Raw genomic sequence first — 22,395 nt, 5'->3', positions numbered from 1 at the left:
TGAGGATGGCGATGTCGATGAAGGGAGCGCGCCGCAGGTCGTGCGATGCGCTCCCGCCTGCTGCGGGATTACGACTTCTGCGGGACGGTCACGCCGTACGTGCAGCTCTTGTTGTACGCGTTCCCGATCGCGGTGAGCTGCGCGCTGCTGTAGCCGAGCGCGGATGCGGCGGTCAGCACGGCCTGCGCGGCGGCCTTCTGGTTGGTCGAGCTGTTGGTCATCGACAGCCCCTTCAGGAACGCCTTGTCCATCGCCTGCGCGCCGATCGCGTCGCGCGCGACGAGGTTGCACGACGCCCAGTACTGGCCTGCGGTGTGGATCTCCGCGCCGCGCGCCTGCGCATAGGTGCGCCCGACGTTCCAGTTGGTCACGCGGCCGGCCCAGAACTCGTTGTGGCCGTCCCAGTTGTAGACCCAGTGATACTGCGCGTCCGACGGGCTCCACTGGTTGAAGTCGCGGCTGTACGCGGCGGCGAGATAGTCGCCGGTGCCTTCGGACAAGCCTTCCTGTTGCGACAGGCCGCCGTTGGTGACCCAGTCGTGGATGCCGTGGCCGAGCTCGTGGATCACGACGTCCGCGTCTTCCGCGTCGTCGACGCCGCCTTGCCCGAAGGTCAGCCGGCCGCTGCTCGACGAGTACGACGAATTGTCGTCGCCCGATTCGCCGTGCGGGTCGTACTGCACGCCGCCCGTGTACTGATACGGCAGCGCCTTGATGCCGAGTGTCTGGTTCACGTAGCGCAGGAACGTGTCGATGTGGTAGTACACGTTCACCGCCTCGAAATACAGGTTGCCGCGCGTGAATTCGAACGCGGGCGTGGCCTGCGACGGGCACGCCTTGTCGAGCGGCGCGTCGAAATCGACGCATGCCGCGTACGGGCCCGTCAGCGTGTAGCGCGTGCCCGACTGCGCGACATCCTTCAGCGTCACGCGCACGCGCGCGGCCGTGAGCTGCGTCGAATCGGCGTCGTTGCCGTCCTTGTAGCCCGTGCTGCCGTAGCTGCTCTTCGTCGGCGACAGCGGATCGGGGCGGAACACGAAGCCGGTGCCGTCGGTCGCGTAGAACGCCTTGTCCTCGGCGCGCAGCACTTCGCCGCTGCCCGCGTCGATCAACAGCTCCCAGTCGCCCTTCGGGCCGTCCTGTGGGCGGCCGCGCACCTTCCATGCCGTATGCGTGCCGGCCTTGTCGACGAACGCGACGAGCTGCGCATCCAGATGCGTGAAGCCGCTCACGCCGAGATACGCGCGGGCGCGCTCGAGCGCCTGCTGCTGGTCGACGGCCTGCGACTTGCGCGCCGTCGCGGCCACGCCGTTGATCGTGTTGCTCGCGACGTACAGGATGCGGCCGTCCTTCGCGACGGTCACCGCGATGTCGCTGCCGTACACGGGCAATCCGGCGGCCTGCTGCTGCAGGCGCACGACGGTGAAGTCGGCGTCGTCGCGTTCCGACGTGACGACGAGGCTCGCGAGCGCGGTGGCGTCGAGCCCGAGCTGCGCCGCCTGCGACGCGATGAAGTCGCGCGCGGTGGCGGCGGGCGTCGCGGCGGCCTTCCTGGCGCGATAGGCCGGGTTGTACAGCGTGACGGCGACGCCGTCCGCGCGGAATTGCCCGGCGGCCGTATCGGCTTTCGCGGGCGGCGGCGCGACGCCGCGCGTCAGGCTTTCGCGCAGGCTCGCGGCCTGCGGATTCGACACTTTCGTATCGGCCAGGGTGCCGCCGACGATGCCGAAACCGAGCGCGAGACCCAGGGCGAGCGGCAATGCTTTGCGTGATGTCTGCATACGTGATCCTCATCTCAACGGTTGGACACGCCCGCGCGCTCGTGGCGAGCAGGCACGACACGGCCCGCGCGCCGGTTCGATGGAACCGGTGCGGCGAAGCGGTGCTGGGAGTCTCGACTGACTAAGGAAACCTAACTGTCAGGTCGAAAAGAAGCGGGCAGGCGAAGCGGAGGAGAAGCGAACGGCAGGCAGGTGCGGCGACGGCGAATCGAGCATCGTCATGTCATACCCCTCGGATCGATATCGGATATCGGTTGGCAGCCTGCACGACCCGACGCGCGTGGAGATGACGCAAGCGTGTCGTTAGGCTCCCTATCTAACTTTGTTTGGTATGTTACAGAATATTTTCAACGACATTCCAGATTATTTTCGACGATCGCTTCGGTTGGCCGTTCAATCGCCGGCATTGTTGAGCGAACGGCGGGAAACGCTATCGGAACCCGCAATACCGCGCCGGATTGTAGTCAAAAGCCGCGACGATCAGCGCGTTGCCCGCCGGTCGTTGCGCGGGCTCATCCCGAATCGCGCGCGATAGGTGCGCGAGAAGTGCGACGGCGATTCGAAGCCGCACGCGACGCAGACCGACGTGATGCTCATGTCGGTCTGTTGCAGCAGCTCGCGCGCGCGATCGAGGCGCAGGTTCAGGTAGAAGCGCGTCGGCGTGTCGTTCAGCGTCGCGCTGAACAGCCGTTCGAGTTGACGCCGCGTGATCGACACCTCCCGCGCGAGCGCGTCGGAGCCGAGCGGATTCTCCATGTGCCGCTGCATCGTGCCGATCACCTGGATCAGCTTGCGGTTGTGCACGCCGTAGCGCGCGGCGATCTCGAGCCGCTGGCTGTCCGAGCGCTGCCGGATGCGGCTGACGACGAACTGCTCGGAGATCGCCGCCGCGAGGTCGGCGCCGTGCCGGCGGCCGATCAGATCGAGCATCATGTCGATCGATGCGGTGCCGCCCGCGCAGGTGATGCGCCGGTCGTCGATCTCGAATAGCTCCTGCGTCGCGTTCAGGCCCGGGTAGCGCTCGCGGAACGCGGCGAGCGCTTCCCAGTGCAGCGTGAGCGATTGCGACGCGTCGAACAGCCCGGCTTCCGCGAGCACGAAGCTGCCCGTATCGATGCCGCCGAGCGTGGCGCCATGCCGATGCTGGCGGCGCAGCCAGTCGCCGAGCGTACGCGTGTAGCACACGAGCGGATCGAAGCCGGCGACGACGAACACCGTATCGACCTGCGGGACGTCCGCGCACGCGGCCTCGGCGGCGACCGGAATGCCGTTGCTCGCGGCGACCGGCGCGCCGTCCGCGCTGATCACGTGCCAGCGATAGAGCTCCGTGCGAAAGCGGTTCGCGACGCGCAGCGGCTCGACCGCGGACATGAAGCCGAGCGCGGAGAAGCCGGGCAGCAGCAGGAAGTGGAAATCCTCGGGCATCGGAGCGTGGGTGGAAGCGGGTGGACGTCGCGCACCGCGCGACGCGGCGAGCGGGCCGCGCCCGGCGGCGCTCGCCGGACGTTCAAGCCCGATTATCGCGGGTTTTGCCGGCGCTCAGCGCGTTTTCGCACGATGCGCCGTCCGGCGCACGGTCGTCGACGGCAATTCGCCGAACTGGGCCTTGTACGCGTTCGCGAAATGCCCGAGATGCATGAAGCCCCAGCGCGCGGCCGCCTCGCTGATCGGCAGGTCGGATTGCCGCGTGTCGAGCAGCAGACGCCGGACCTGCGCGAGGCGCAGCGAGCGCGTGTAGTTGAGCGGGCTCGTCTGGACGACCGACTGAAAGCTGTTCTGCATCGTGCGCCGGCTCACGCGCAATTGCGTGCAGAGGCTCAGGATGTCGACCGGCGCTTCCGGGTGCTCGATCACGTAGTCGTGCACGCGGCGCACGATGTCGGCGTGGCAGGCGTGCGTGAGCCGGTTCGACGGCTCGGGCATCCGGTACGTGAGGAGATCGACGAGCACGTTGCCGACGTCGGCGCGCATCGCGCACTGCGCGCGGGCCGAATCGAACGTGTCGGGCGCCGACAGCACGCGTTCGAGCAGCGTCGCGAGCTGCACGCTCGCGCGTTCGCGTGCGGCGACCGGCACCTCGACGACGCCGCGCCGCAGCGCGCGTGCGTCCAGCCGGACGTCGGCGGCATCTTCGATCTGCTGCATCAATTCGGGTTCGATGACCACGCCGATCAGCGACATGTCGTCGGGTGAATGGAGTTCGAACGGTATGCCGCCGCGCGCCATCACGATCGTGCCGCGTTCGAGGCGCGCGTCGCCGAACGCGAAGGTGCCCGAGCCGGTCAGAGGCATGCCGAACACCGTATGGCCGTGCGGCAAACATCCGCGCTGGATGATGCGCACGTTCGCCGCTTCCTGGAAGAGCTGGACGCCATCGAGCACCGCGTATTTGACCGCGCTGCGATACGCGCCGGAGCCGATCTGGTCGTAACGCTGATTCCAGCCGCGCAGCGCCTCCGCATGCCGATCTGCGTCGTCGAACCTCTGATGAAACGCGAGCACGGCACCTCCGGCGATCGTTCGGACCGCGCAAGATTAAACCGACCGGGCGGTCGACGCAATACGGGCCAGCGCTATTCCGTGCGCGTGCTTCAGAGGGGCGCAACGCATGCCGCCGCGAGGCTTTCACGCACATTTCCGATATCCCGAATCGGCACGTACGCGTTGCCGGTCCGGGTGCTGGACGCATTTATTGTCGAACTACAGTCGCCTCACACAACGTGAATTCCCCACTGGAGGCGGCATGAGGACAAGGCGACGAACCGCGGCGCTCGCGGCGACGCTGGCGTTGGCGGCGGCATGGGCCGGCAGCGCGAACGCGACGGAAAAACCCGAAGAGCTGGTCGTGCGGAAGATGCCGCCGTGGCATCCGCACGAGGTCTATGTCGTCGACATCTCGATGCCGTCGATGACCGACGGGCGCATCCACGTGTACGACGCCGATGCGAAGAAGCTGCTCGGCCAGATCGACGGCGGCTTCGCCCCCGGTTTCGCGATCTCGCCGGACCGCAAGACGAGCTTCGTCGCGACGACTTACTTCTCGCGCGGCTCGCACGGCACGCGCACCGACGTCGTCGAGATGATCGACAACACGACGCTCGATCACGCGGGCGAGATCGTGATTCCGGCGAAGCACGCGCAACACGTGCCGTCGCCGTACAACACCGCGTTCAGCGGGGACGGCAAGCGGCTGTACGTCGCGAACATCACGCCGGCCGCGTCCGTGACGGTGATCGACGCCGTCTCGAAGCAGGTGCTGTCGGAGATCGACATGGCCGCGTGCGTGCTCGCCTATCCGTCGGGTAACGACCGCTTCACCGCGCTGTGCGAAAGCGGCAAGGCGCTGACCGTCACGCTCGACGCGAACGGCAAGGAGGCGAAGCGCACGATGTCGGACGCGTTCATCGACGTCGACAGGGATCCGGCGTTCGTGAACGCGTCGCGGTACGACGGCGGCTATCTGTTCACCACCTACGGCGGCAACGTGCGCAGCGCCGATTTCAGCGGCGACAAGCCGGCGTTCGGCAAGCCGTGGCCGCTGCTGACGGACGCCGAGCGCGCCGAGGGCTGGCGCCCGGGCGGCCTGCAGCAGACGGCCGTGCACGCGAAGCAGCACCGTTACTACGTGCTGATGCACAAGGGCGCCGACGGTTCGCACAAGGATCCCGGCACGCAGGTGTGGGTATACGACCTGAAGACGAAGCAGCGCGTCGCGCGCTGGGATCTCGCGCAGATGAAGGTCGAGCCGCTCGTGTCGATTCAGGTCAGCGAAGACGACAAGCCGCTCTTCTACGGGCTGACGGCGACCTCCGACCTCGTCGTGATGGACGCGCGCACCGGCGCGCTGCGGCACGTCGAGAAGCAGGTCGGCAATACGTCGTCGCTGCTCGTCAACCCGTGAGGCCGCGATGACACTCGATCCCGTACTCGCCACCGGCGCGCAGGCCGGCGCGGCCGCCGTCGTGCTGCTCGGCGCCTTCGCGAAGATGCGCCGGCCCGCCGCGTTCCGCCAGGCGCTTGCCGGCTACCGGCTGCTGCCCGATGCGCTGACCGGGCCCGTCGCATTCGCGATTCCGCTCGCGGAAGTGGTCGCCGCCGTGGCGCTGCTGTTTCCCGACACACGCGCGGCCGGCGCGAGCGGCCTGATCGCGCTGCTCGCGGCGTTTGCCGCCGGGCTCGCGATCAATCTGCTGCGCGGCCGCACCGACATCGACTGCGGCTGTTCCGGCTTCACGGCCGCGCGTGCGGACGCACCGCGCGGCATCGGCTGGTTGCATGTCGGCCGCGTGCTGCTGCTCGTCGCGCTGGCCGCGACCGCCTTCGTCGAGCCGGGTGCGCGCGCCATCGTGTGGCTCGACTACCTGACGCTGTTCTTCTCCGTGCTGCTGATCGTCTGCGCGCTGCTCACCGTCGACGTGCTGCTCGCCAACGTCCCGCGCCTTTCTCATCTGAGGAATTCATGATGCAAACCGCTCTCACCGTTTCCACCGCCCTGTTGTGGGTGGCCGTCCTCGCGCTCGGCGCGATCTGCCTCGCGCTGGTGCGCCAGATCGGCATCCTGTACGAACGCATCATGCCGGCCGGCGCGCTGATGATCGACAAGGGGCCGGCGGTCGGCGCGATCGCGCCGACGTTCGAACTGACCGACATTCGCGGGTCGCACGTGAAGGTCGGCGGCATCGATGCAGCGGGCAAGGCCACGCTGCTGTTCTTCCTGTCGCCGACGTGCCCGGTCTGCAAGAAGCTGCTGCCGCTGCTGCCGTCGCTGCAGGCCGGCGAGGCGACGCCGGTGAATATCGTGCTCGCAAGCGACGGCGATGCCGACGAACACACGCGCTTCGCGCGAAAGCACGACCTCGGGCGCTTCCCGTACGTGCTGTCGCGGGAGCTCGGCCTCGCTTATCAGATCGGCAAGCTGCCGTATGCGGTCCTGCTCGACGAAACGGGCACCGTGCGCGCGAAGGGGCTCGTCAACACGCGCGAGCATCTCGAGAGCCTGTTCGAGGCGAAGGAGCGCGGCGTCGCGTCGTTGCAGCAGTTCGTGCACGGCGATCACGGCCACGATGCCCACGACGCGCACGCGCGGCACGCATGACCGGCCGAACCTTTTTCAACGTCATTGGAGAACGACGACATGGGCGTGTTTGATTCATGGTTCGAGCGGTCGGCGCGCGGCGTCGCGCAGCACAGCTCGCGGCGCGGCGCGATGGCGAAGCTCGGCAAGGTGCTGGTGGGGTCGGCGCTGTTGCCGCTGCTGCCCGTCGACCGTACCGCGTATGCGGCCGAGGCGGCGTCGGGGGCGTCAGGCGCATCCGGTGCCGCCGCGGCGGGCGCGAGCGACGACCCGACGAGCTGCGACTACTGGAAATACTGCGCGATCGACGGCTGGCTCTGCAGCTGCTGCGGCGGCACGTCGAGCAGTTGTCCGCCGGGCACGACGCCTTCTCCAATCACGTGGATCTGCACCTGCCGCAATCCGCACGATGGTTCGGACTACATCGTGTCGTACAACGACTGCTGCGGCAAGACCTCGTGCGGCAAATGCTTCTGCAACCGCAACGAGCGCGAGAAGCCGCTGTACAAGCTGTCGCTGAACAACGACATCAACTGGTGCATGGCGAACGGTAATTCGAATTACCACTGTTCGGTTTCGGTTCTGCTGGGAGCGGCAAAGCAATGAAAGTGAAGCAGGCAGGAAAGATCGTCGTGGCGTGGATGACGGCCGTGGCGGCCTTCGCGTGGCCCGCCGCGGCGGGCGCACAGGCAACCGTCCATTACCCGGCCGGGAAAAGCCTGTTCGACGCGCAGTGCGTGGTGTGTCACCAGGCGGGCGGGAAAGGGCAGGACGGCCTCGCGCCGCCGCTGACCGAGTATCCGGGCAAATACGCGGCGGTGGAAGCGGGGCGGGCGCAACTGATCGCGACGCTGCTGCACGGGATGTTCGGCGAGATCGACGTGCATGGCAAGCGCTACAACTTCAAGATGCCGTCGTTCGCGAGCGCGAGCGACGACGACATCGCGCACGTGCTCAACTACGTCGTGTTCGACCTCAACGCGCAGCACGGCGACGCGAAGCCGTTCACGGCCGCCGATATCCGCGCGGCGCGCGCGAAGCCGATGGACGGCGCGGCCGTGCATGCGCAGCGCGCGGCGGTGATCAAGGGGCTCGGCCTGTGAACGGCGTTCGCGCGCCGGCACGCGGCAGGCGGTGCGCGTTGGCGTCGCGGCTCGGCGGCATGTCGCATCGCCTGTCGTCCTGGCTGCTGCTGGCGGGCGCGGCGGCTTGCGCGTTCGCGACGCCCGCACGGGCCGACGGCGCGGCCGATGCCGCGCTCGCGCGGCAGCACTGGGTGCTCAACTGCATGGGTTGCCACACGGCCACGGGTGGCGGCATTCCCGGCAAGGTGCCGCCGCTCGCGAATTCGCTCGGCTATTTCACGCACCTGCCGGCCGGGCGCGAGTACGTGATGCGCGTGCCCGGCGCGTCGAACTCGGCGCTGTCGGATCGGGAACTGGCCGACGTGCTCAACTGGGTGCTGACGACGATGAACCGCGATGCGCTGCCGCGCGACTTCAAGCCGTATACGGCTGCCGAAGTCGCCGCGCACCGCCGTCCCGCATTGTCCGACGTCGCGACCGTGCGCGCCGGCCTCGTTCGCGCGTTGCAGGCGCGCGGGATCGACGGCGTCACGGATCGCTATTGACCGACTCATTCAACGATTCAAGGAAACGTGAACATGGAGACGAACCAAACCTTTGCGCTGCTCGACGCAACGCGCGCGTTTCTCGCGAAGCCGAAGAAGATGCTGATCGGCGCCGAATGGTGCGATGCCATGTCGGGCCGCGAACTCGATGTGGTGAATCCGGCCGACGGCACCGTGATCGCACGGGTGCCCGAAGCCGACGAGCGCGACGTGCAGCAGGCGGTCGCTGCCGCGCGCCGCGCCTTCGATGCGGGCCCGTGGCGCAGCGCGAAGACCACCGACCGCGAGCGCCTGATGCTCGCGCTCGCCGACCTGATCGAAACCCACGCGCGCGAGCTTGCCGAGATCGAATCGCTCGACAACGGCAAGCCGGTGATGGTCGCGCAGGGGCTCGACGTCGCGATGGCCGCGCAATGCTTCCGCTACATGGCCGGCTGGGCGACGAAGATCGAAGGCAGCGTGATCGATGCCGGCATGCCGTACCTGCCGGACAGCGAGATCTTCGCCTATACGCGCAAGGAGCCCGTCGGCGTGGTCGGCGCGATCATTCCGTGGAATTTCCCGCTGCTGATGGCCGCATGGAAAATCGCGCCGGCGCTGGCGACCGGCTGCACCGTCGTGCTGAAGCCCGCCGAGGACACGCCGCTGAGCGCATTGCGGCTGGGCGAGCTGATCCAGGCGGCCGGGTTCCCGGACGGCGTCGTCAATATCGTCACCGGCTACGGTCACACGGCCGGCGCGGCGCTGTCGCGCGATCCGCGCATCGACAAGATCGCGTTCACCGGATCGACGCAGACGGGCAAGACGATCGGCCACGCGGCGCTCGACAACATGACGCGGATGTCGCTGGAACTCGGCGGCAAGTCGCCGGTGATCGTGCTGCCCGACGTCGATCTCGACAAGGCCGCGCGGGGCGTCGCGAACGCGATCTTCTTCAATCAGGGGCAGGTGTGCACGGCCGGGTCGCGCGCGTACATCCACTCGAAGGTGTTCGACGGCGTGATCGCGCGCGTCGCGAAGATCGCCGCGAGCCTGAAGATCGGCCCGGGGATGGACCCGGCCACGCAGGTCGGCCCGCTCGTGTCGGCGAAGCAGCGCGAGCGCGTATGCGGTTACATCGACTCGGGGTTTGGCGACGGTGCGCGCGCGGCGGCGGGCGGCCGCGCGATCGAGGGCCCCGGCTTCTTCGTCGAACCGACGGTGCTGGTCGATACGACGCATGCGATGCGCGTGGTGCGCGAGGAGATTTTCGGGCCGGTGCTCGTCGCGATGCCGTTCGACGACGTCGACACGGCCGTACGGCTCGCGAACGACACCCCGTATGGCCTCGGCGCGAGCATCTGGTCGAACGATCTTGCGGCGATCCATAAGCTGATTCCGCGTATTGCGGCCGGCACCGTGTGGGTCAACTGCCACTCGCTGCTCGACAACGCGTTGCCGTTCGGCGGGATGAAGCAGTCGGGCTTCGGCCGCGAACTCGGCCGCGCGGTGATCGACCAGTACACGGAAAGCAAGTCGGTGATGATGAACTACGCGTGAGCGTCGCGGCGAATGCGTGCGTTTCCGGCGTATCGGGAACGCAAGCGCGGCCGTCACGCGCGGATCAGCCCCCCCCCGACGATGACGCACGCCGCGCCGGCGACGCGGATCGTGCTCGCCGAATGCCGCACGATGCCAGGTATGCCGATCAGACGTTGTATCCCGCGTCGCGCATCAACTGGCGTGCCGCATCGCCGCGCGGGGCCTCCTCATCGAATCGCGCGCGAAGCTTCGCATCCGCGCCGTGCATCACGCCGCGATACATGGGCGCGATGAGGGCGACAAGGGCGACGACGAAGAAAGCGGCAAGCATCATGGTGTTCCTTGGCGGAAAGATCGAAAACTGACGTCGCGACGGGCGGCCGTGTCCGTCTGCATTCGTTCCGGCGACGCGCGACGTCCGGGCCCGGTGCGGCACGGCAACGGGGCGCGCCGCGCGCGAACGCCCGGCGACTGCCAGCATAGGGCCGGCCCACGGCATCCGGCAACGCGTCGGAAATCCGTCAGCAACATCGTGACGGAATCGAAAGGTGCGCGCCGCATCCGGGCAATCCGGCGGATCTCCATAAAAACCCCAAACCCCCGTCCGTCAAGCCTCGGACGAAACCTAGTGGTTTCCACTCATAGTCGCAAACAGGCAAGAACAGGTCGCCGCCGGTCTTCTCGCGGCGAATATGGCTCGTTACTTTTACTTCCACGATGCAGGCCGGCGCACACTCCGCGCGCCGGCTGCCGCGAGACCAATCGGGAGGAATCGAACCATGAAGTCGACGAAGATCGCCGCGCTTGCCGCGGCCGTGCTGGCGACGGGCGCGTTCACGCAGGCCGCGCTGGCCGAGACGGAGGCCGCGACCTGCCGCACCGTGCGTTTCGCGGATATCGGCTGGACCGACATCACGTCGACCACCGCGCTCGCGTCGACCGTGTTCGAGGCGCTCGGCTACAAGCCGACCACGACGATCGCATCGGTGCCGATCTCGTTCGCCGGCCTCAAGAGCAAGCAGCTCGACGTGTCGCTCGGCTATTGGTGGCCCGTGCAGCAGAAGCAGTTGCAACCGTTCCTCGACAGCAAATCGATCAACGTCGTCGAGCCGCCGAACCTGTCCGGCGCGAAAGCGACGCTCGCGGTGCCGAGCTACGCGTACCAGGCCGGCCTGAAGACCTTCGACGACATCGCGAAACACCGCGCGGAACTCGACGGCAAGATCTACGGGATCGAGCCGGGCAGCAGCGCGAACGCGACGATCCAGAAGATGATCGACACGAACCAGTACGGGCTCGGCGGCTTCAAGCTCGTCGAATCGAGCGAGGCCGGGATGCTCGTGACGGTCGAGCGCGCGATTCGCGAGAAGAAGTGGGTCGTGTTCCTCGGCTGGGAGCCGCACCCGATGAACATTCAGCTCAGCATGAATTACCTGTCGGGCGGCGACGCGGCGTTCGGGCCGAACTACGGCGAGGCGCGCGTGTACACGCTCACCGCGCCCGACTTCATCGCGCGCTGCCCGAACGCGGGCAAGCTCGTGACGAACCTGCGCTTCTCGACGCAGCTCGAGAACCAGCTGATGCAGTCGGTGATGAACAAGACCAAGCCGGCCGAGGCCGCGAAGGCGTACCTGAAGAAGAACCCGCAGGTGCTCGATCCGTGGCTCGCGGGCGTCAAGACGTTCGACGGCAAGGACGGCCTGCCAGCCGTGAAGGCGTATCTCGGCCTGTGATGGCCGGCGCCCGCGCGCTACCCGCAATGCGACACAACCCGAATCAAGCGAGGCATCCAGCATGAATCACGAAGTCATCATCACCTGCGCCGTCACCGGCGCGGGCGATACGGTCGGCAAGCATCCGGCGATTCCCGTCACGCCGAAGGAGATCGCGGCCGCCGCGATCGAAGCCGCGAAGGCCGGCGCGACGGTCGCCCACTGCCACGTGCGCGATCCGCTAACGGGGCGCGGCAGCCGCGACCCGAACCTGTATCGCGAGGTGGTCGACCGCATCCGCTCGGCCGACGTCGACGTGATCATCAACCTGACGGCCGGCATGGGCGGCGATCTCGAGATCGGCCCCGGCGAGGACCCGATGCGCTTCGGCAAGGGCACCGATCTCGTCGGCGGCCTCACGCGTCTCGCGCACGTCGAGGAACTGTTGCCGGAGATCTGCACGCTCGACTGCGGCACGCTGAATTTCGGCGACGGCGATTACATCTACGTGTCGACGCCCGCGCAGTTGCGCGCCGGCGCGAAGCGCATCCAGGAGCTCGGCGTGAAGCCTGAGCTGGAAATCTTCGATACGGGCCATCTGTGGTTCGCGAAGCAGTTGCTGAAGGAAGGGCTGCTCGACGATCCGCCGCTGTTCCAGCTGTGCCTCGGCATTCCGTGGGGCGCGCCGGCCGACACCGGCACGATGAAGGCGATGGTCGACAACCTGCCGCCGGGCGCGCACTGGGCCGGCTTCGGAATCGGCCGCATGCAGATGCCGATGGTCGCGCAGGCGATGCTGCTCGGCGGTCACGTACGCGTGGGACTCGAAGACAACATCTGGCTCGACCGCGGCGTGCATGCGACCAACGGCACGCTCGTCGAGCGCGCGCGCGAAATCATCGAACGGCTCGGCGGCCGCGTGCTGACGCCGGCCGAAGGCCGCCGCAAGCTCGGCTTGCCGGCGCGCGGCGAGCGTCCGCTCGAACGCCGCGCGATCGCCGAATTCGCGTGAGTTTTTTCACCCACTGACCGGCATGACACGGCGGCGTGCGTCCACGCGCGGCCGCCATCGATTTCCCCTGATTCGAAGGATGCGTTGACATGGCTGTGAAGACCGACATCAAGACGTTCGCCGCGATCGGCACCGGCGTCATCGGCAGCGGATGGATTTGCCGTGCGCTCGCGCACGGTCTCGACGTGGTCGTGTGGGACCCGGCGCCCGGCGCCGAAGCACGGCTGCGCGCGAACGTCGCGAACGCGTGGCCCGCGCTCGAGCGCGTCGGCCTCGCGCCGGGCGCCGATCCGGCGCGGCTGCGGTTCGTGTCGACGATCGAAGCGTGCGTCGCCGATGCCGATTTCATCCAGGAAAGCGCGCCCGAGCGCGAGGCGCTGAAGCTCGAACTGCACGAGCAGATCAGCCGCGCGGCGAAGCCGGACGCGATCATCGCGTCGTCGACGTCGGGGCTGCTGCCGACCGACTTCTATGCGCGTGCGACGCATCCGGAGCGCTGCGTGGTCGGCCACCCGTTCAATCCGGTCTACCTGCTGCCGCTCGTCGAGGTACTCGGCGGCGCGCGCACGTCGCCGGAAGCGGTCGAAGCCGCGATGGAGATCTACCGCAAGCTCGGCATGCGGCCGCTGCACGTGCGCAAGGAAGTGCCGGGCTTCATCGCGGATCGTTTGCTCGAAGCGTTGTGGCGCGAGGCGCTGCATCTCGTCAACGAAGGCGTCGCGACGACCGGCGAGATCGACGACGCAATCCGTTTCGGCGCGGGTATCCGCTGGTCGTTCATGGGCACGTTCCTGACCTATACGCTCGCCGGCGGCGACGCGGGCATGCGACACTTCATGCAGCAGTTCGGCCCCGCGCTCGAACTGCCATGGACGAAGCTGGTCGCGCCGAAGCTCACCGACGCGCTGATCGACAGCGTCGTCGAAGGCACGACCGAACAGCAGGGCGCGCGCAGCATCAAGGAACTCGAACGCTATCGCGACGAGTGCATCACCGAGGTGCTGAAGGCGATCGCCGCGGTGAAGGCGCGGCACGGGATGCGATTCGAGGAATAAAGGACTGGCGATGACGGGCGATACCCCGCTGACGATTTACCGCGACGTGGTGCGGCCCGAATGGGTCGACTACAACGGCCACCTGCGCGATGCGTTCTACCTGCTGATCTTCAGCTTCGCGACCGATGCGTTGCTGGATCGCATCGGCCTCGACGACGCCGCGCGTCGCACGCGGGGCCGCTCGGTCTACACGCTCGAAGCGCACGTGAACTACCTGCACGAGATCAAGGAAGGCACGCCGGTGCGCGTCGATGCGCGCGTGCTCGCGCACGACGCGAAGCGGCTGCACCTGTATCTCGAACTGTTCGCGCAAGGGCATGACGACGCAGTATCGGCGAGCGAGCAGATGCTGCTGCACGTCGATACGCGCGACGGCGCGAAATCGGCGCCGTTCGACGACGACGTGGCCGCGCGCGTGGCGGAACTGCATGCGTTGCAGCGCGATTGCGCGGCGCCCGCGTATGCGGGCCGCGTGATCGCGCTGCCGCCGCGTCGCTAGCGGCGCGCTTTACCGTCGATCTTCGACCTTCAACTTCCGCCGCGGAGCGCACACGATGCTCGAACCGGAAATCGCGGCGTTCGTCGCGGCCGTCGACGCGTGGTATCCGGCCGATGCGGCGGCGCGCTCGCCCGACGAGCAGCGCCGCCTCTACGACCGCTTCGCGGCCGAATGGACGCCGGCCGCGCTGCCGGCCGGCATCGTGCAGCAGAACGCCGAGTGGCACGCGCCGGACGGCCGCACGATCGCGCTGCGGCGCTATACGTCCGGGCACGGCGCGCCGCGCGGCACGGTGCTGTTTTTTCATGGCGGCGGTTTCGTCGTCGGCTCGCTCGACAGCCATGCGTTGATCACCGCGCAACTGGCGGCCGATACCGGCCTCGACGTGATCGCGGTCGACTATCGGCTGGCGCCCGAACACCGTGCGCCGGCCGCGCTTGAAGATTGCCTGGCCGTCACGCGTGCCGCACGCGATGCGCGCTGGCCGTTCGGGCGCTGCGTGCATCCGCTGACGCTCGCGGGCGACAGCGCGGGCGGGATGCTCGCGGCGGCGGTGGCGACCGCGCTGCGCGATGCGGGCGAAAGCGGCGTGGACGGCATCGCGCTCGTCTATCCGATGCTCGGCTTCGAACCGCAATCGCCCGCGCGCGAAGCCGAAGCGCACGCGCCGATGCTGACGCTCGACGACGTGCACCGCTATCGTGAGCTGTACTGGAGCGGCAGCCTTCGCGACGTGCTGCGCGACGGCGATCCGCTGCTGCGTGCGTCGGTGCCGCTCGAAGCCACTCGCTTCGACGGGCTGCCGCCGGTGCTGGCGATCGGCGCGGAGCATGATCCGCTGCGCGACGATGCGCGCGTGTACGTCGAGCGGATTCGCGCGGCCGGTGGCGTCGCGCACTACTGGATGGGAGAGGGGCTGGTGCACGGCTGCTGGCGCGCGCTCGGGACGAGCCCGCAGGCCGCACGGATGCACCGGACGGTCGGCGGGTTCTTGCTCGCACCATACGCGTAGCGGGCGTTTTCCGGGAGGCAACGATGCAGGCAGCAGCGCAACACCGTATCGAGGACTGGCGGACGTTTTCGGCCGACGCGGCCATCGCGGCCATCGCGGCGGCGACGATCGGCGATGGCGCGGTGCACGTCGAGTGGAGCGACGCGCGACGATCGCCATTTCATTTCGACTGGCTGCGCGACAACTGCGCGTGTTCGGCGTGCGTGCATGCGATCACGCGCGAACAGGTGTTCGAGATCGCCGATGCGCGCGACGATCTGTCCGCGCTCACCGTGCACGTCGAAACCGACGGCGCGCTGCATGTGGAATGGAACGACGGGCACCGCAGCGCGTGGTCGCCGGGATGGTTGCGTGCGCATGCGTACGACGATGCGTCGCGCGCGGAGCGCGTGGCCGCGCACGGGCGGCACGTATGGACCGGCGACGATGCAACGGCGATCGGTGTGTTCGCGTGGCGCGACGTGATGGATGACGACCGCGCGTTGTTCGCATGGCTCGGCGCATTGCAGCGCACGGGGCTCACGCTCGTCGAGGGCGTGCCGGCCGAGCGCGGCCGCGTGGACGAGATTGCGCGCCGCGTCGGCCTGATCCGCGAAAGCAATTTCGGCGTGCTGTTCGACGTCGAATCGAAGCCGCGCCCGGACAGCAATGCGTATACGTCGCTGAATCTGCCGCCGCACACCGACCTGCCGACGCGCGAATTGCAGCCGGGCGTGCAGTTCCTGCATTGCCTTGCGAACGATGCGACGGGCGGCGACAGCATCTTCCTCGACGGCTTCGCGCTCGCGGATGCGCTGCGGCGCGAACATCCGGACGATTTCGAGCGGCTCGCGTCGACGCCGTTCGAGTTCTGGAACAAGAGCGAGAACAGCGACTACCGCTGTTCGGCGCCGGTGATCGGGCGCGATGCGCGCGGCAACGTGACGGAAGTGCGTGTCGCGAACTTCCTGCGCGGGCCGCTCGATGCGCCGGCCGGCTCGGTGGCGGCCGTCTATCGTGCGTACCGGCGGTTCCTCGCGCTGGCGCGCGAACCGCGCTTTCGCGTGCAGCGCCGGCTGCGGGCGGGCGACATGTGGGCGTTCGACAACCGGCGCGTGCTGCATGCGCGCACGGCGTTCGAGCCGTCGACGGGCCGCCGGCACTTGCAGGGCTGCTACGTCGATCGCGACGAGTTGCTGTCGCGGTGGCGGGTGCTGTCGCGGTCGGTGCCGGCCGCGGTGCGCTGACCCGCGCACCCGGCGCATTCACGCACGCCTTTTCGGGGAAAAAGCACCCGGACGCGAGGCGTCCGGGCGAAGCCACCCGCTGCCGGGCGGCGGAGGTATGCGTTTCACAAAGAACACGAGCCCCGCGAACGGGGCTCGTCAGGACTGCGTGACTTCATCGCGCGACGCGCGGCGCCCGCCGGGGCGCCTCGGCTTATTGGCCGAAGAAGATCGAGTCGCGTGCGTTCGACGAAGCGGCAGCCGGTGCGCCCGAGTGGACGAGCGGCGCCGGTTGCGCGCCGTAGCCGCTGGTGTCGGCGCCATGCACGCGCGCTTCGGCGCTCTGGATGTCGTTCGGGTAGTACGGGCTCGACACGCCCGGCTTGTAGCCGGCTTGTTCGAGCTGGACGAGTTCGTTGCGCACTTGAGCGCGCGTCACGGTGCTTTGGGCAAACGCGCCGAACGAAGCGGACAGGGCGGCAGCGGCAACGACTGCGGAAACGAGCGATTTCATGGTGACCTCCGGTGTTTTATTGAGTTCGCTCTCGACACCATGTCTTGAGCGATTGATCAAATCTTAGTCACCGGCGTGTTCAGGGTAAACGCTGATTTTGACGATAAATTGTTTCCTGGCTGGTAACAGTGCGGCGTCGAATCAGTCTTTCAACGGGCTTTCTTTTCGATGGGCGTAATAAGTATGAAGAATGTTGCGGCGGGCGGTGCGCGGTTCAGCGTGCCTCGGCCGCCGTGTCGAACGGCCGGCGCTGCGAGCGTCCGGCGGGCGCGTCGGCGCTGAGAAAGCGCACACCCGTCGCGGCTTCCGATGCTTCCCACAGCAACGCCGCCGACGCCGCATTGCGCGCCGCGCGCGGCACGCTCGCCGGCGCCGGCAGCCCGCGCGATTCGAACCAGCCGGACGGACCGATATACGCGCCGCCGGCCAGATCGGGCGACGTCGCCGCATGAATCGCCGGCAGCGCGCCCTGGTCGGCCGGCTGGGCGAGATAACGGTTCGCGGCACGCATCAGCGCGGCGCGGGCGGGCGAGCGGTCCATCGCCGGGCCCGCGAACTGCAGGTTGGTCGCCGCGTAGCCGGGGTGCGCGGCCACGCTGATGCCGGCGAACGCCGCGCGTTCGAAGCGGCGCTGCAACTCGAGCGCGAACACGAGGTTCGCGAGCTTGCTGTCGCAGTAAGCGAGATAACGGTTGTAGCGCTGCGCGGCGCGCAGGTCGTCCACGCGAATCCGGCCGCCGCGGTTGAAGCCGCTCGACATCGTGACGACGCGCGGCCGGCGCGCGGCGCCCAGCGCCGGCAGCAAATGACCGGTCAGCGCGAAATGGCCGAGGTGGTTGGTGCCGAACTGCATCTCGAAGCCGTCGCGCGTGTGCCGCAGCGGCAGGAACATCACGCCGGCGTTGTTGCACAGGATGTCGACGCGGCCGTGGCGTTCGCCGACGTCGGCCGCGAAGCGCGCGATCGACGCGAGATCGGCGAGGTCGAGCGGATCGACTTCGACGCGTGCATGAGGATGAAGCCGGCGGATCGCGTCGGCCGCCTGCGCACCGCGCGTGGCGTCGCGGCAGCCCATCACGACCGTCGCGCCTTTCGCGGCCAGCGTCTCCGCGAGCTGCCAGCCGAGGCCGCTGTTGGCGCCCGTCACGACCGCGACCTTGCCGCCTTGCGCCGGCACGTGGCGCGCGCTCCATGCATGCATGTCTGCCTCCATCGGCGCGGCCGGCCGGCCGCGACACGTAATCGTTACATCGATTGATGTAACGATAGTGCGGACGGACGTCGCAGACAAGCAGGAGAATTAGACCGGCGCTTCTAGGGCTGGCATATGGCGTGGCATCGCCAGCCCGGCGCACGGTCGGCAGGCGTTACCTGCTGCCGGCCAGCGCGAGCACCTCGGCGGCGGAGATCATGGCGGCGGCGTTCGCGGGGGCCGGGCGCTCGGCCGGGCGGAACACTTCGTCGCCGCGGTGGATGACCTGGCGCGACAGCGCGCAGGTACCGGTGCGCTGCGCGAAGCGGCGGCGCCAGCGTTGTTCGCCGTAGTGACAGCGGCCGGGTTCGACCCAGCGCACGACGAGCAGCGTATCGGAACGTTCCAGAATTTCGACGTGGACGTCGGCGGGATCGAGCGCAGGCAGGGATTTGGAGGCCTTCATTTTGCCGTTTCCTAAAGCTCGTGCGGTTTCGGCCGTGGCAGTGGATGTCACTACCCGATGGCGAATCCGTAGCGGTTTCCATGAGTGGTGCGCTAAATGTAAGCGTCTGTGACCGGAAAAAACATCCTGTCCGGCTCGAATTACCTTTTGCCGATTTAGAAACAATCCACGCTTATTTTCTTGAAAAACCATGAACAAAAAGCCCCGGACGGAAAGTCCGGGGCGGAAAATCGGGCCGCGCGCCGTGTCTGCTCGCCCAGTCACGGGATACATCGCCGGGGGACGGAGGTGCCCGCAGGGATCCGGCGCGGGCAGGGGGGCGATGTACCGAAAGCGCGGTCCGGCAGCACCATGATGACGTGCGCCACCCGTTGACACCCTGACGCGAACATGACTTTTTTGTCAGTTTACGTTGTCCGCCGCTCCGGGCGTTGCCCGGTGATCGGCTGGAAGGCCCGCTGGTATCGGGTTTGAGCGGACCGCGGGGTGGTGCTTCAACGCCGCTCGCCCGCCGAATTCTTGCGCCCGACGGATTGGGCAGCCCTGGGTAAATACTGAATCCCAAGTTCGTGACAAACACGCCGTCCCTTCCTATGATTGGTTGGACCTTTAGTCCTTTGTGCCAATCGGCCGACTGGCGGCCGGCTTTTTCGGAGACATGCTCATGAGATTGCAGGGCAAACGCGCGCTGGTGACGGCGGCCGGGCAGGGCATCGGCCGCGCGACCGCGCTGCGGTTCGCGAGCGAGGGCGCCGACGTGCTGGCGACGGACGTCAACGAAGCCGCGCTGGTGCGGCTCGAGGCTGACGCCGAGCGTGCGGGCGGCCGGCTGGTCACGCGGCGGCTCGACGTCACCGACGCGAGCGACATCACCGCGCTCGCCGCGAGCGAACGCGCGTTCGACGTGCTGTTCAACTGCGCGGGCTACGTGCACCACGGCTCGATCCTCGAGTGCGACGAAGACGCGTGGGCGTTCTCGCTGAACCTGAACGTCACGTCGATGTACCGGCTGATCCGCGCGCTGTTGCCCGCGATGCTCGAAGCCGGCGGCGCGTCGATCGTCAACATGGCGTCGGCCGCCTCGAGCGTGAAGGGCGTGCCGAACCGCTTCGTGTACGGCACCACCAAGGCGGCCGTGATCGGGCTGACCAAGGCGGTGGCCGCCGATTTCGTCGAGCGCGGCATCCGCTGCAACGCGATCTGCCCGGGCACGATCGAATCGCCGTCGCTCGAGCAGCGCATCGCCGACCAGGCGCGCACGCGCCACGTGTCCGCCGACGAGGTACGCCAGGCATTCGTTGCGCGCCAGCCGATCGGCCGCATCGGCACCGCGGACGAAGTGGCCGCGCTCGCGCTGTATCTGGCGTCCGACGAAGCGTCGTTCACCACCGGCACGATTCACCTGATCGACGGCGGCTGGTCGAACTGACCGCGTCTAGCCGACCGCGTCTGCCCGACCACGCCTTCCCATTCACTTTCCGTTCAGACAACGACATGAAACTGCTGAGATTTGGCGACAAACACCACGAAAAGCCGGGCCTGCTGGATGCGCAGGGCCACATTCGCGACCTGTCCGGCGTGATCGACGATATCGCCGGCGACGCGCTGACCCCCGCGTCGCTCGCGCGGCTGCGCGATCTCGACCCGTCGTCGCTGCCGCGCGTCGACGGCACGCCGCGGCTCGGCGCGTGCGTCGGCCGCGTCGGCAAGTTCATCTGCATCGGGCTCAACTACTCGGATCACGCGGCCGAATCGGGGATGGAGGTGCCGAAGGAGCCCGTCGTGTTCGGCAAGTGGACGAGCGCGATCTCGGGCCCGAACGACGACGTCGAGATCCCGCGCGGCTCGGAGAAAACCGACTGGGAAGTCGAGCTCGGCGTGGTGATCGGCCAGGGCGGCCGCTATATCGACGAAGCCGATGCGCTGTCGCACGTCGCCGGCTACTGCGTCGTCAACGACGTGTCGGAGCGCGAATACCAGCTCGAGCGCGGCGGCACGTGGGACAAGGGCAAGGGCAACGACACGTTCGGCCCCATCGGCCCGTGGCTCGTGACGGCCGACGAAGTGCCCGATCCGCACGCGTTGCGGCTGTGGCTCGAGGTGGACGGCCACCGCTACCAGAACGGCACGACCGCGACGATGGTGTTCCGCGTGCCGCACCTGATCAGCTACCTGAGCCGCTTCATGAGCCTGCAGCCGGGCGACGTGATCTCGACCGGCACGCCGCCGGGCGTCGGCCTCGGGCAGAAGCCGCCCGTCTACCTGCGTGCCGGACAAGTGATCACGCTCGGCATCGACGGGCTCGGCGAGCAACGCCAGCGCACCGTGCAGGCCTGATTCCCTTTAACGGACGGTTCGTCATGCCTATCATTCGATCGATGCGCGTCCTCGACGTGCGCTTTCCGACCTCGCGCCAGCTCGACGGGTCCGACGCGATGAATCCGGACCCCGATTATTCGGCGGCCTACGTCGTGCTCGAAACCGACCGCGACGGGCTGGAGGGTCACGGGCTCACGTTCACCATCGGCCGCGGCAACGAAATCTGCTGCGCGGCGATCGACGCGATGCGTCACCTCGTCGTCGGCCTCGACCTCGACTGGATTCGCGAGGACATGGGCCGCTTCTGGCGGCACGTCACGTCGGATAGCCAGTTGCGCTGGATCGGCCCCGACAAGGGCGCGATCCATCTGGCGACGGGCGCCGTCGTCAATGCGGTATGGGATTTGTGGGCGAAGGCCGCCGGCAAGCCGCTGTGGCGGCTCGTCGCCGACATGAGCCCGGAGGAGCTGGTGCGGGCGATCGACTTCCGCTACCTGACCGACTGCCTGCGCCCGGACGAAGCGCTCGACCTGCTGCGCCGGCAGGCGCCCGGCAAGGCCGCGCGGATCGCCGCGCTGGAGCGCGACGGCTACCCGTGCTACACGACGTCGGCCGGCTGGCTCGGCTACAGCGACGACAAGCTGCGCCGGCTGTGCCGCGAGGCGGTGGACGAGGGTTTCGACTACGTGAAGCTGAAAGTCGGCGCGAACCTCGAGGACGACATTCGCCGCGTGACGATCGCGCGCGAGGTGATCGGCCCCGAGCGCAAGCTGATGATCGACGCGAACCAGGTGTGGGAAGTGGACGCGGCGATCGACTGGGTGCGCGAGCTCGCGTTCGCGCGGCCGTGGTTCATCGAGGAGCCGACGAGCCCCGACGACGTCGAAGGGCATCGCAAGATCCGCGACGCGATCGCGCCGGTGCAGGTCGCGACCGGCGAGATGTGCCAGAACCGCGTGCTGTTCAAGCAGTTCATCGCGCGCGGCGCGATCGACGTCGTGCAGATCGATGCGTGCCGGCTCGGCGGCGTGAACGAGATTCTCGCGGTGATGCTGATGGCCGCGAAATACGGGCTGCCGGTGTGCCCGCATGCGGGCGGCGTCGGGCTGTGCGAATACGTGCAGCATCTGTCGATGATCGATTACGTGTGCATCTCCGGCACGAAGGAAGGGCGCGTGACCGAGTACGTCGATCACCTGCACGAGCATTTCGTCGAGCCGTGCGTGGTGCGCAACGCGGCATACATGCCGCCGACCGCGCCCGGTTTCTCGATCGAGATGAAGCCCGAATCGCTGGAGCAGTACCGGTTCCGCGGCTGACGCGGGCGACGCACGACGGCGCGCGCTGTGCGCGTCGGGCGCACCCCGCGCGCCGTGCACGGCGACAACATGAACGACGGAGAC

General features: G+C 68.0%; 23 protein-coding genes. 16 read left to right on the top strand and 7 right to left on the bottom strand.

What is annotated here, in order from left to right; genetic code table 11:
- Nucleotides 1-68 precede the first annotated feature (68 nt).
- The 3 genes from QZM15_RS12215 to QZM15_RS12205 form a co-directional block, all read right to left on the bottom strand.
- Entirely contained in the window at nt 69-1,781 is a 1,713-nt protein-coding gene (locus tag QZM15_RS12215; RefSeq protein WP_302106466.1) for a M36 family metallopeptidase, read from the bottom strand.
- Nucleotides 1,782-2,261: 480 nt separating this feature from the next.
- On the bottom strand, nt 2,262-3,206 hold the full coding sequence (locus tag QZM15_RS12210) for a GlxA family transcriptional regulator (protein ID WP_059643197.1): 945 nt from the start codon (nt 3,204-3,206) through the stop codon (nt 2,262-2,264).
- 114 nt (nt 3,207-3,320) lie between these two features.
- A complete protein-coding gene (locus QZM15_RS12205; RefSeq protein WP_060968446.1) occupies nt 3,321-4,283 on the bottom strand; it encodes a helix-turn-helix domain-containing protein in 963 nt (320 codons plus the stop codon).
- Nucleotides 4,284-4,524: 241 nt separating this feature from the next.
- On the opposite strand from QZM15_RS12205, the gene QZM15_RS12200 reads away from it, so the two are divergent.
- The 7 genes from QZM15_RS12200 to QZM15_RS12170 are packed head-to-tail and all read left to right on the top strand — an operon-like array spanning nt 4,525 to nt 10,024.
- Nucleotides 4,525-5,682, top strand: coding sequence for an amine dehydrogenase large subunit (locus QZM15_RS12200; protein ID WP_226221166.1), 1,158 nt, complete (start codon nt 4,525-4,527; stop codon nt 5,680-5,682).
- 7 nt (nt 5,683-5,689) lie between these two features.
- On the top strand, nt 5,690-6,244 hold the full coding sequence (locus QZM15_RS12195) for a MauE/DoxX family redox-associated membrane protein (RefSeq protein ID WP_124657665.1): 555 nt from the start codon (nt 5,690-5,692) through the stop codon (nt 6,242-6,244).
- Nucleotides 6,241-6,876 (top strand): methylamine dehydrogenase accessory protein MauD, encoded by a 636-nt coding sequence (gene mauD / locus QZM15_RS12190; RefSeq protein WP_302106465.1) that lies wholly within the window; start codon nt 6,241-6,243, stop codon nt 6,874-6,876. The genes QZM15_RS12195 and mauD overlap by 4 nt, the downstream gene beginning before the upstream one ends.
- Before the next feature lie 39 nt (nt 6,877-6,915).
- Nucleotides 6,916-7,461 carry a methylamine dehydrogenase light chain gene (locus tag QZM15_RS12185; RefSeq protein WP_302106464.1) on the top strand — a complete coding sequence of 182 codons (546 nt, stop codon included), beginning with the start codon at nt 6,916-6,918 and terminating at the stop codon, nt 7,459-7,461.
- On the top strand, nt 7,458-7,958 hold the full coding sequence (locus QZM15_RS12180; RefSeq protein ID WP_059584396.1) for a cytochrome c: 501 nt from the start codon (nt 7,458-7,460) through the stop codon (nt 7,956-7,958). Before QZM15_RS12185 ends, QZM15_RS12180 begins: the two co-directional genes overlap by 4 nt.
- 59 nt (nt 7,959-8,017) lie before the next feature.
- Nucleotides 8,018-8,485, top strand: coding sequence for a cytochrome c (locus QZM15_RS12175; protein WP_226094018.1), 468 nt, complete (start codon nt 8,018-8,020; stop codon nt 8,483-8,485).
- Nucleotides 8,486-8,518: 33 nt separating this feature from the next.
- On the top strand, nt 8,519-10,024 hold the full coding sequence (locus QZM15_RS12170) for an aldehyde dehydrogenase family protein (protein WP_302106463.1): 1,506 nt from the start codon (nt 8,519-8,521) through the stop codon (nt 10,022-10,024).
- A gap of 148 nt (nt 10,025-10,172) precedes the next feature.
- On the opposite strand, the gene QZM15_RS12165 is transcribed toward QZM15_RS12170, so the two are convergent.
- Nucleotides 10,173-10,340: a hypothetical protein gene (locus QZM15_RS12165; RefSeq protein ID WP_155634553.1), complete on the bottom strand. Its 168-nt coding sequence runs from the start codon at nt 10,338-10,340 to the stop codon at nt 10,173-10,175.
- Nucleotides 10,341-10,785: 445 nt separating this feature from the next.
- On the opposite strand from QZM15_RS12165, the gene QZM15_RS12160 reads away from it, so the two are divergent.
- The 6 genes from QZM15_RS12160 to QZM15_RS12135 all read left to right on the top strand — a co-directional run bounded on the left by QZM15_RS12160 (nt 10,786) and on the right by QZM15_RS12135 (nt 16,522).
- The gene (locus QZM15_RS12160) at nt 10,786-11,739 is read left to right on the top strand and encodes a choline ABC transporter substrate-binding protein (RefSeq protein ID WP_059584400.1); all 954 of its coding nucleotides are present in this window, start codon (nt 10,786-10,788) and stop codon (nt 11,737-11,739) included.
- A 61-nt stretch (nt 11,740-11,800) separates the two neighbouring features.
- On the top strand, nt 11,801-12,730 hold the full coding sequence (locus QZM15_RS12155; protein ID WP_059584402.1) for a 3-keto-5-aminohexanoate cleavage protein: 930 nt from the start codon (nt 11,801-11,803) through the stop codon (nt 12,728-12,730).
- 89 nt (nt 12,731-12,819) lie between these two features.
- Nucleotides 12,820-13,785 (top strand): L-carnitine dehydrogenase, encoded by a 966-nt coding sequence (locus QZM15_RS12150; protein ID WP_059643173.1) that lies wholly within the window; start codon nt 12,820-12,822, stop codon nt 13,783-13,785.
- Between the two features lie 10 nt (nt 13,786-13,795).
- On the top strand, nt 13,796-14,284 hold the full coding sequence (locus QZM15_RS12145; RefSeq protein ID WP_060314294.1) for a thioesterase family protein: 489 nt from the start codon (nt 13,796-13,798) through the stop codon (nt 14,282-14,284).
- A 55-nt stretch (nt 14,285-14,339) separates the two neighbouring features.
- Nucleotides 14,340-15,296 (top strand): alpha/beta hydrolase, encoded by a 957-nt coding sequence (locus QZM15_RS12140; protein WP_302106462.1) that lies wholly within the window; start codon nt 14,340-14,342, stop codon nt 15,294-15,296.
- 23 nt (nt 15,297-15,319) lie between these two features.
- Entirely contained in the window at nt 15,320-16,522 is a 1,203-nt protein-coding gene (locus QZM15_RS12135; protein ID WP_302106461.1) for a TauD/TfdA family dioxygenase, read from the top strand.
- 193 nt (nt 16,523-16,715) lie between these two features.
- On the opposite strand, the gene QZM15_RS12130 is transcribed toward QZM15_RS12135, so the two are convergent.
- The 3 genes from QZM15_RS12130 to QZM15_RS12120 all read right to left on the bottom strand — a co-directional run bounded on the left by QZM15_RS12130 (nt 16,716) and on the right by QZM15_RS12120 (nt 18,673).
- Nucleotides 16,716-17,015: a DUF4148 domain-containing protein gene (locus QZM15_RS12130; protein ID WP_050012329.1), complete on the bottom strand. Its 300-nt coding sequence runs from the start codon at nt 17,013-17,015 to the stop codon at nt 16,716-16,718.
- 214 nt (nt 17,016-17,229) lie between these two features.
- The gene (locus QZM15_RS12125) at nt 17,230-18,216 is read right to left on the bottom strand and encodes an oxidoreductase (protein WP_302106460.1); all 987 of its coding nucleotides are present in this window, start codon (nt 18,214-18,216) and stop codon (nt 17,230-17,232) included.
- A 166-nt stretch (nt 18,217-18,382) separates the two neighbouring features.
- Nucleotides 18,383-18,673, bottom strand: a complete 291-nt coding sequence (locus QZM15_RS12120; RefSeq protein ID WP_006484717.1) for a DUF3331 domain-containing protein — start codon at nt 18,671-18,673, stop codon at nt 18,383-18,385.
- Nucleotides 18,674-19,337: 664 nt separating this feature from the next.
- On the opposite strand from QZM15_RS12120, the gene QZM15_RS12115 reads away from it, so the two are divergent.
- The 3 genes from QZM15_RS12115 (at nt 19,338) to QZM15_RS12105 (ending at nt 22,311) form a co-directional block, all read left to right on the top strand.
- Nucleotides 19,338-20,102: an SDR family oxidoreductase gene (locus QZM15_RS12115; protein ID WP_059643244.1), complete on the top strand. Its 765-nt coding sequence runs from the start codon at nt 19,338-19,340 to the stop codon at nt 20,100-20,102.
- A 65-nt stretch (nt 20,103-20,167) separates the two neighbouring features.
- Complete coding sequence (locus QZM15_RS12110; RefSeq protein ID WP_060011919.1) at nt 20,168-21,010, top strand: ureidoglycolate lyase; 843 nt, start codon at nt 20,168-20,170, stop codon at nt 21,008-21,010.
- A gap of 23 nt (nt 21,011-21,033) precedes the next feature.
- Entirely contained in the window at nt 21,034-22,311 is a 1,278-nt protein-coding gene (locus QZM15_RS12105; protein WP_124657672.1) for an L-fuconate dehydratase, read from the top strand.
- The last annotated feature ends 84 nt before the right edge of the window (nt 22,312-22,395 follow it).

This window comes from Burkholderia sp. AU44665 (assembly GCF_030504405.1).
In the GTDB taxonomy this organism is placed as follows: Bacteria; Pseudomonadota; Gammaproteobacteria; order Burkholderiales; family Burkholderiaceae; genus Burkholderia; species Burkholderia semiarida.
Note: the sequence above shows the minus strand (reverse complement) of the source record. Positions and strands in the feature narration are given on the sequence as shown.

Coding starts and splice junctions, on each gene's coding strand:
- QZM15_RS12215 (WP_302106466.1), bottom strand. CDS start 1,781: ATGCAGACATCACGCAAAGCATTGCCGCTCGCCCTGGGTCTCGCGCTC.
- QZM15_RS12210 (WP_059643197.1), bottom strand. CDS start 3,206: ATGCCCGAGGATTTCCACTTCCTGCTGCTGCCCGGCTTCTCCGCGCTC.
- QZM15_RS12200 (WP_226221166.1), top strand. CDS start 4,525: ATGAGGACAAGGCGACGAACCGCGGCGCTCGCGGCGACGCTGGCGTTG.
- QZM15_RS12195 (WP_124657665.1), top strand. CDS start 5,690: ATGACACTCGATCCCGTACTCGCCACCGGCGCGCAGGCCGGCGCGGCC.
- mauD (WP_302106465.1), top strand. CDS start 6,241: ATGATGCAAACCGCTCTCACCGTTTCCACCGCCCTGTTGTGGGTGGCC.
- QZM15_RS12185 (WP_302106464.1), top strand. CDS start 6,916: ATGGGCGTGTTTGATTCATGGTTCGAGCGGTCGGCGCGCGGCGTCGCG.
- QZM15_RS12180 (WP_059584396.1), top strand. CDS start 7,458: ATGAAAGTGAAGCAGGCAGGAAAGATCGTCGTGGCGTGGATGACGGCC.
- QZM15_RS12175 (WP_226094018.1), top strand. CDS start 8,018: ATGTCGCATCGCCTGTCGTCCTGGCTGCTGCTGGCGGGCGCGGCGGCT.
- QZM15_RS12170 (WP_302106463.1), top strand. CDS start 8,519: ATGGAGACGAACCAAACCTTTGCGCTGCTCGACGCAACGCGCGCGTTT.
- QZM15_RS12165 (WP_155634553.1), bottom strand. CDS start 10,340: ATGATGCTTGCCGCTTTCTTCGTCGTCGCCCTTGTCGCCCTCATCGCG.
- QZM15_RS12160 (WP_059584400.1), top strand. CDS start 10,786: ATGAAGTCGACGAAGATCGCCGCGCTTGCCGCGGCCGTGCTGGCGACG.
- QZM15_RS12155 (WP_059584402.1), top strand. CDS start 11,801: ATGAATCACGAAGTCATCATCACCTGCGCCGTCACCGGCGCGGGCGAT.
- QZM15_RS12150 (WP_059643173.1), top strand. CDS start 12,820: ATGGCTGTGAAGACCGACATCAAGACGTTCGCCGCGATCGGCACCGGC.
- QZM15_RS12145 (WP_060314294.1), top strand. CDS start 13,796: ATGACGGGCGATACCCCGCTGACGATTTACCGCGACGTGGTGCGGCCC.
- QZM15_RS12140 (WP_302106462.1), top strand. CDS start 14,340: ATGCTCGAACCGGAAATCGCGGCGTTCGTCGCGGCCGTCGACGCGTGG.
- QZM15_RS12135 (WP_302106461.1), top strand. CDS start 15,320: ATGCAGGCAGCAGCGCAACACCGTATCGAGGACTGGCGGACGTTTTCG.
- QZM15_RS12130 (WP_050012329.1), bottom strand. CDS start 17,015: ATGAAATCGCTCGTTTCCGCAGTCGTTGCCGCTGCCGCCCTGTCCGCT.
- QZM15_RS12125 (WP_302106460.1), bottom strand. CDS start 18,216: ATGCATGCATGGAGCGCGCGCCACGTGCCGGCGCAAGGCGGCAAGGTC.
- QZM15_RS12120 (WP_006484717.1), bottom strand. CDS start 18,673: ATGAAGGCCTCCAAATCCCTGCCTGCGCTCGATCCCGCCGACGTCCAC.
- QZM15_RS12115 (WP_059643244.1), top strand. CDS start 19,338: ATGAGATTGCAGGGCAAACGCGCGCTGGTGACGGCGGCCGGGCAGGGC.
- QZM15_RS12110 (WP_060011919.1), top strand. CDS start 20,168: ATGAAACTGCTGAGATTTGGCGACAAACACCACGAAAAGCCGGGCCTG.
- QZM15_RS12105 (WP_124657672.1), top strand. CDS start 21,034: ATGCCTATCATTCGATCGATGCGCGTCCTCGACGTGCGCTTTCCGACC.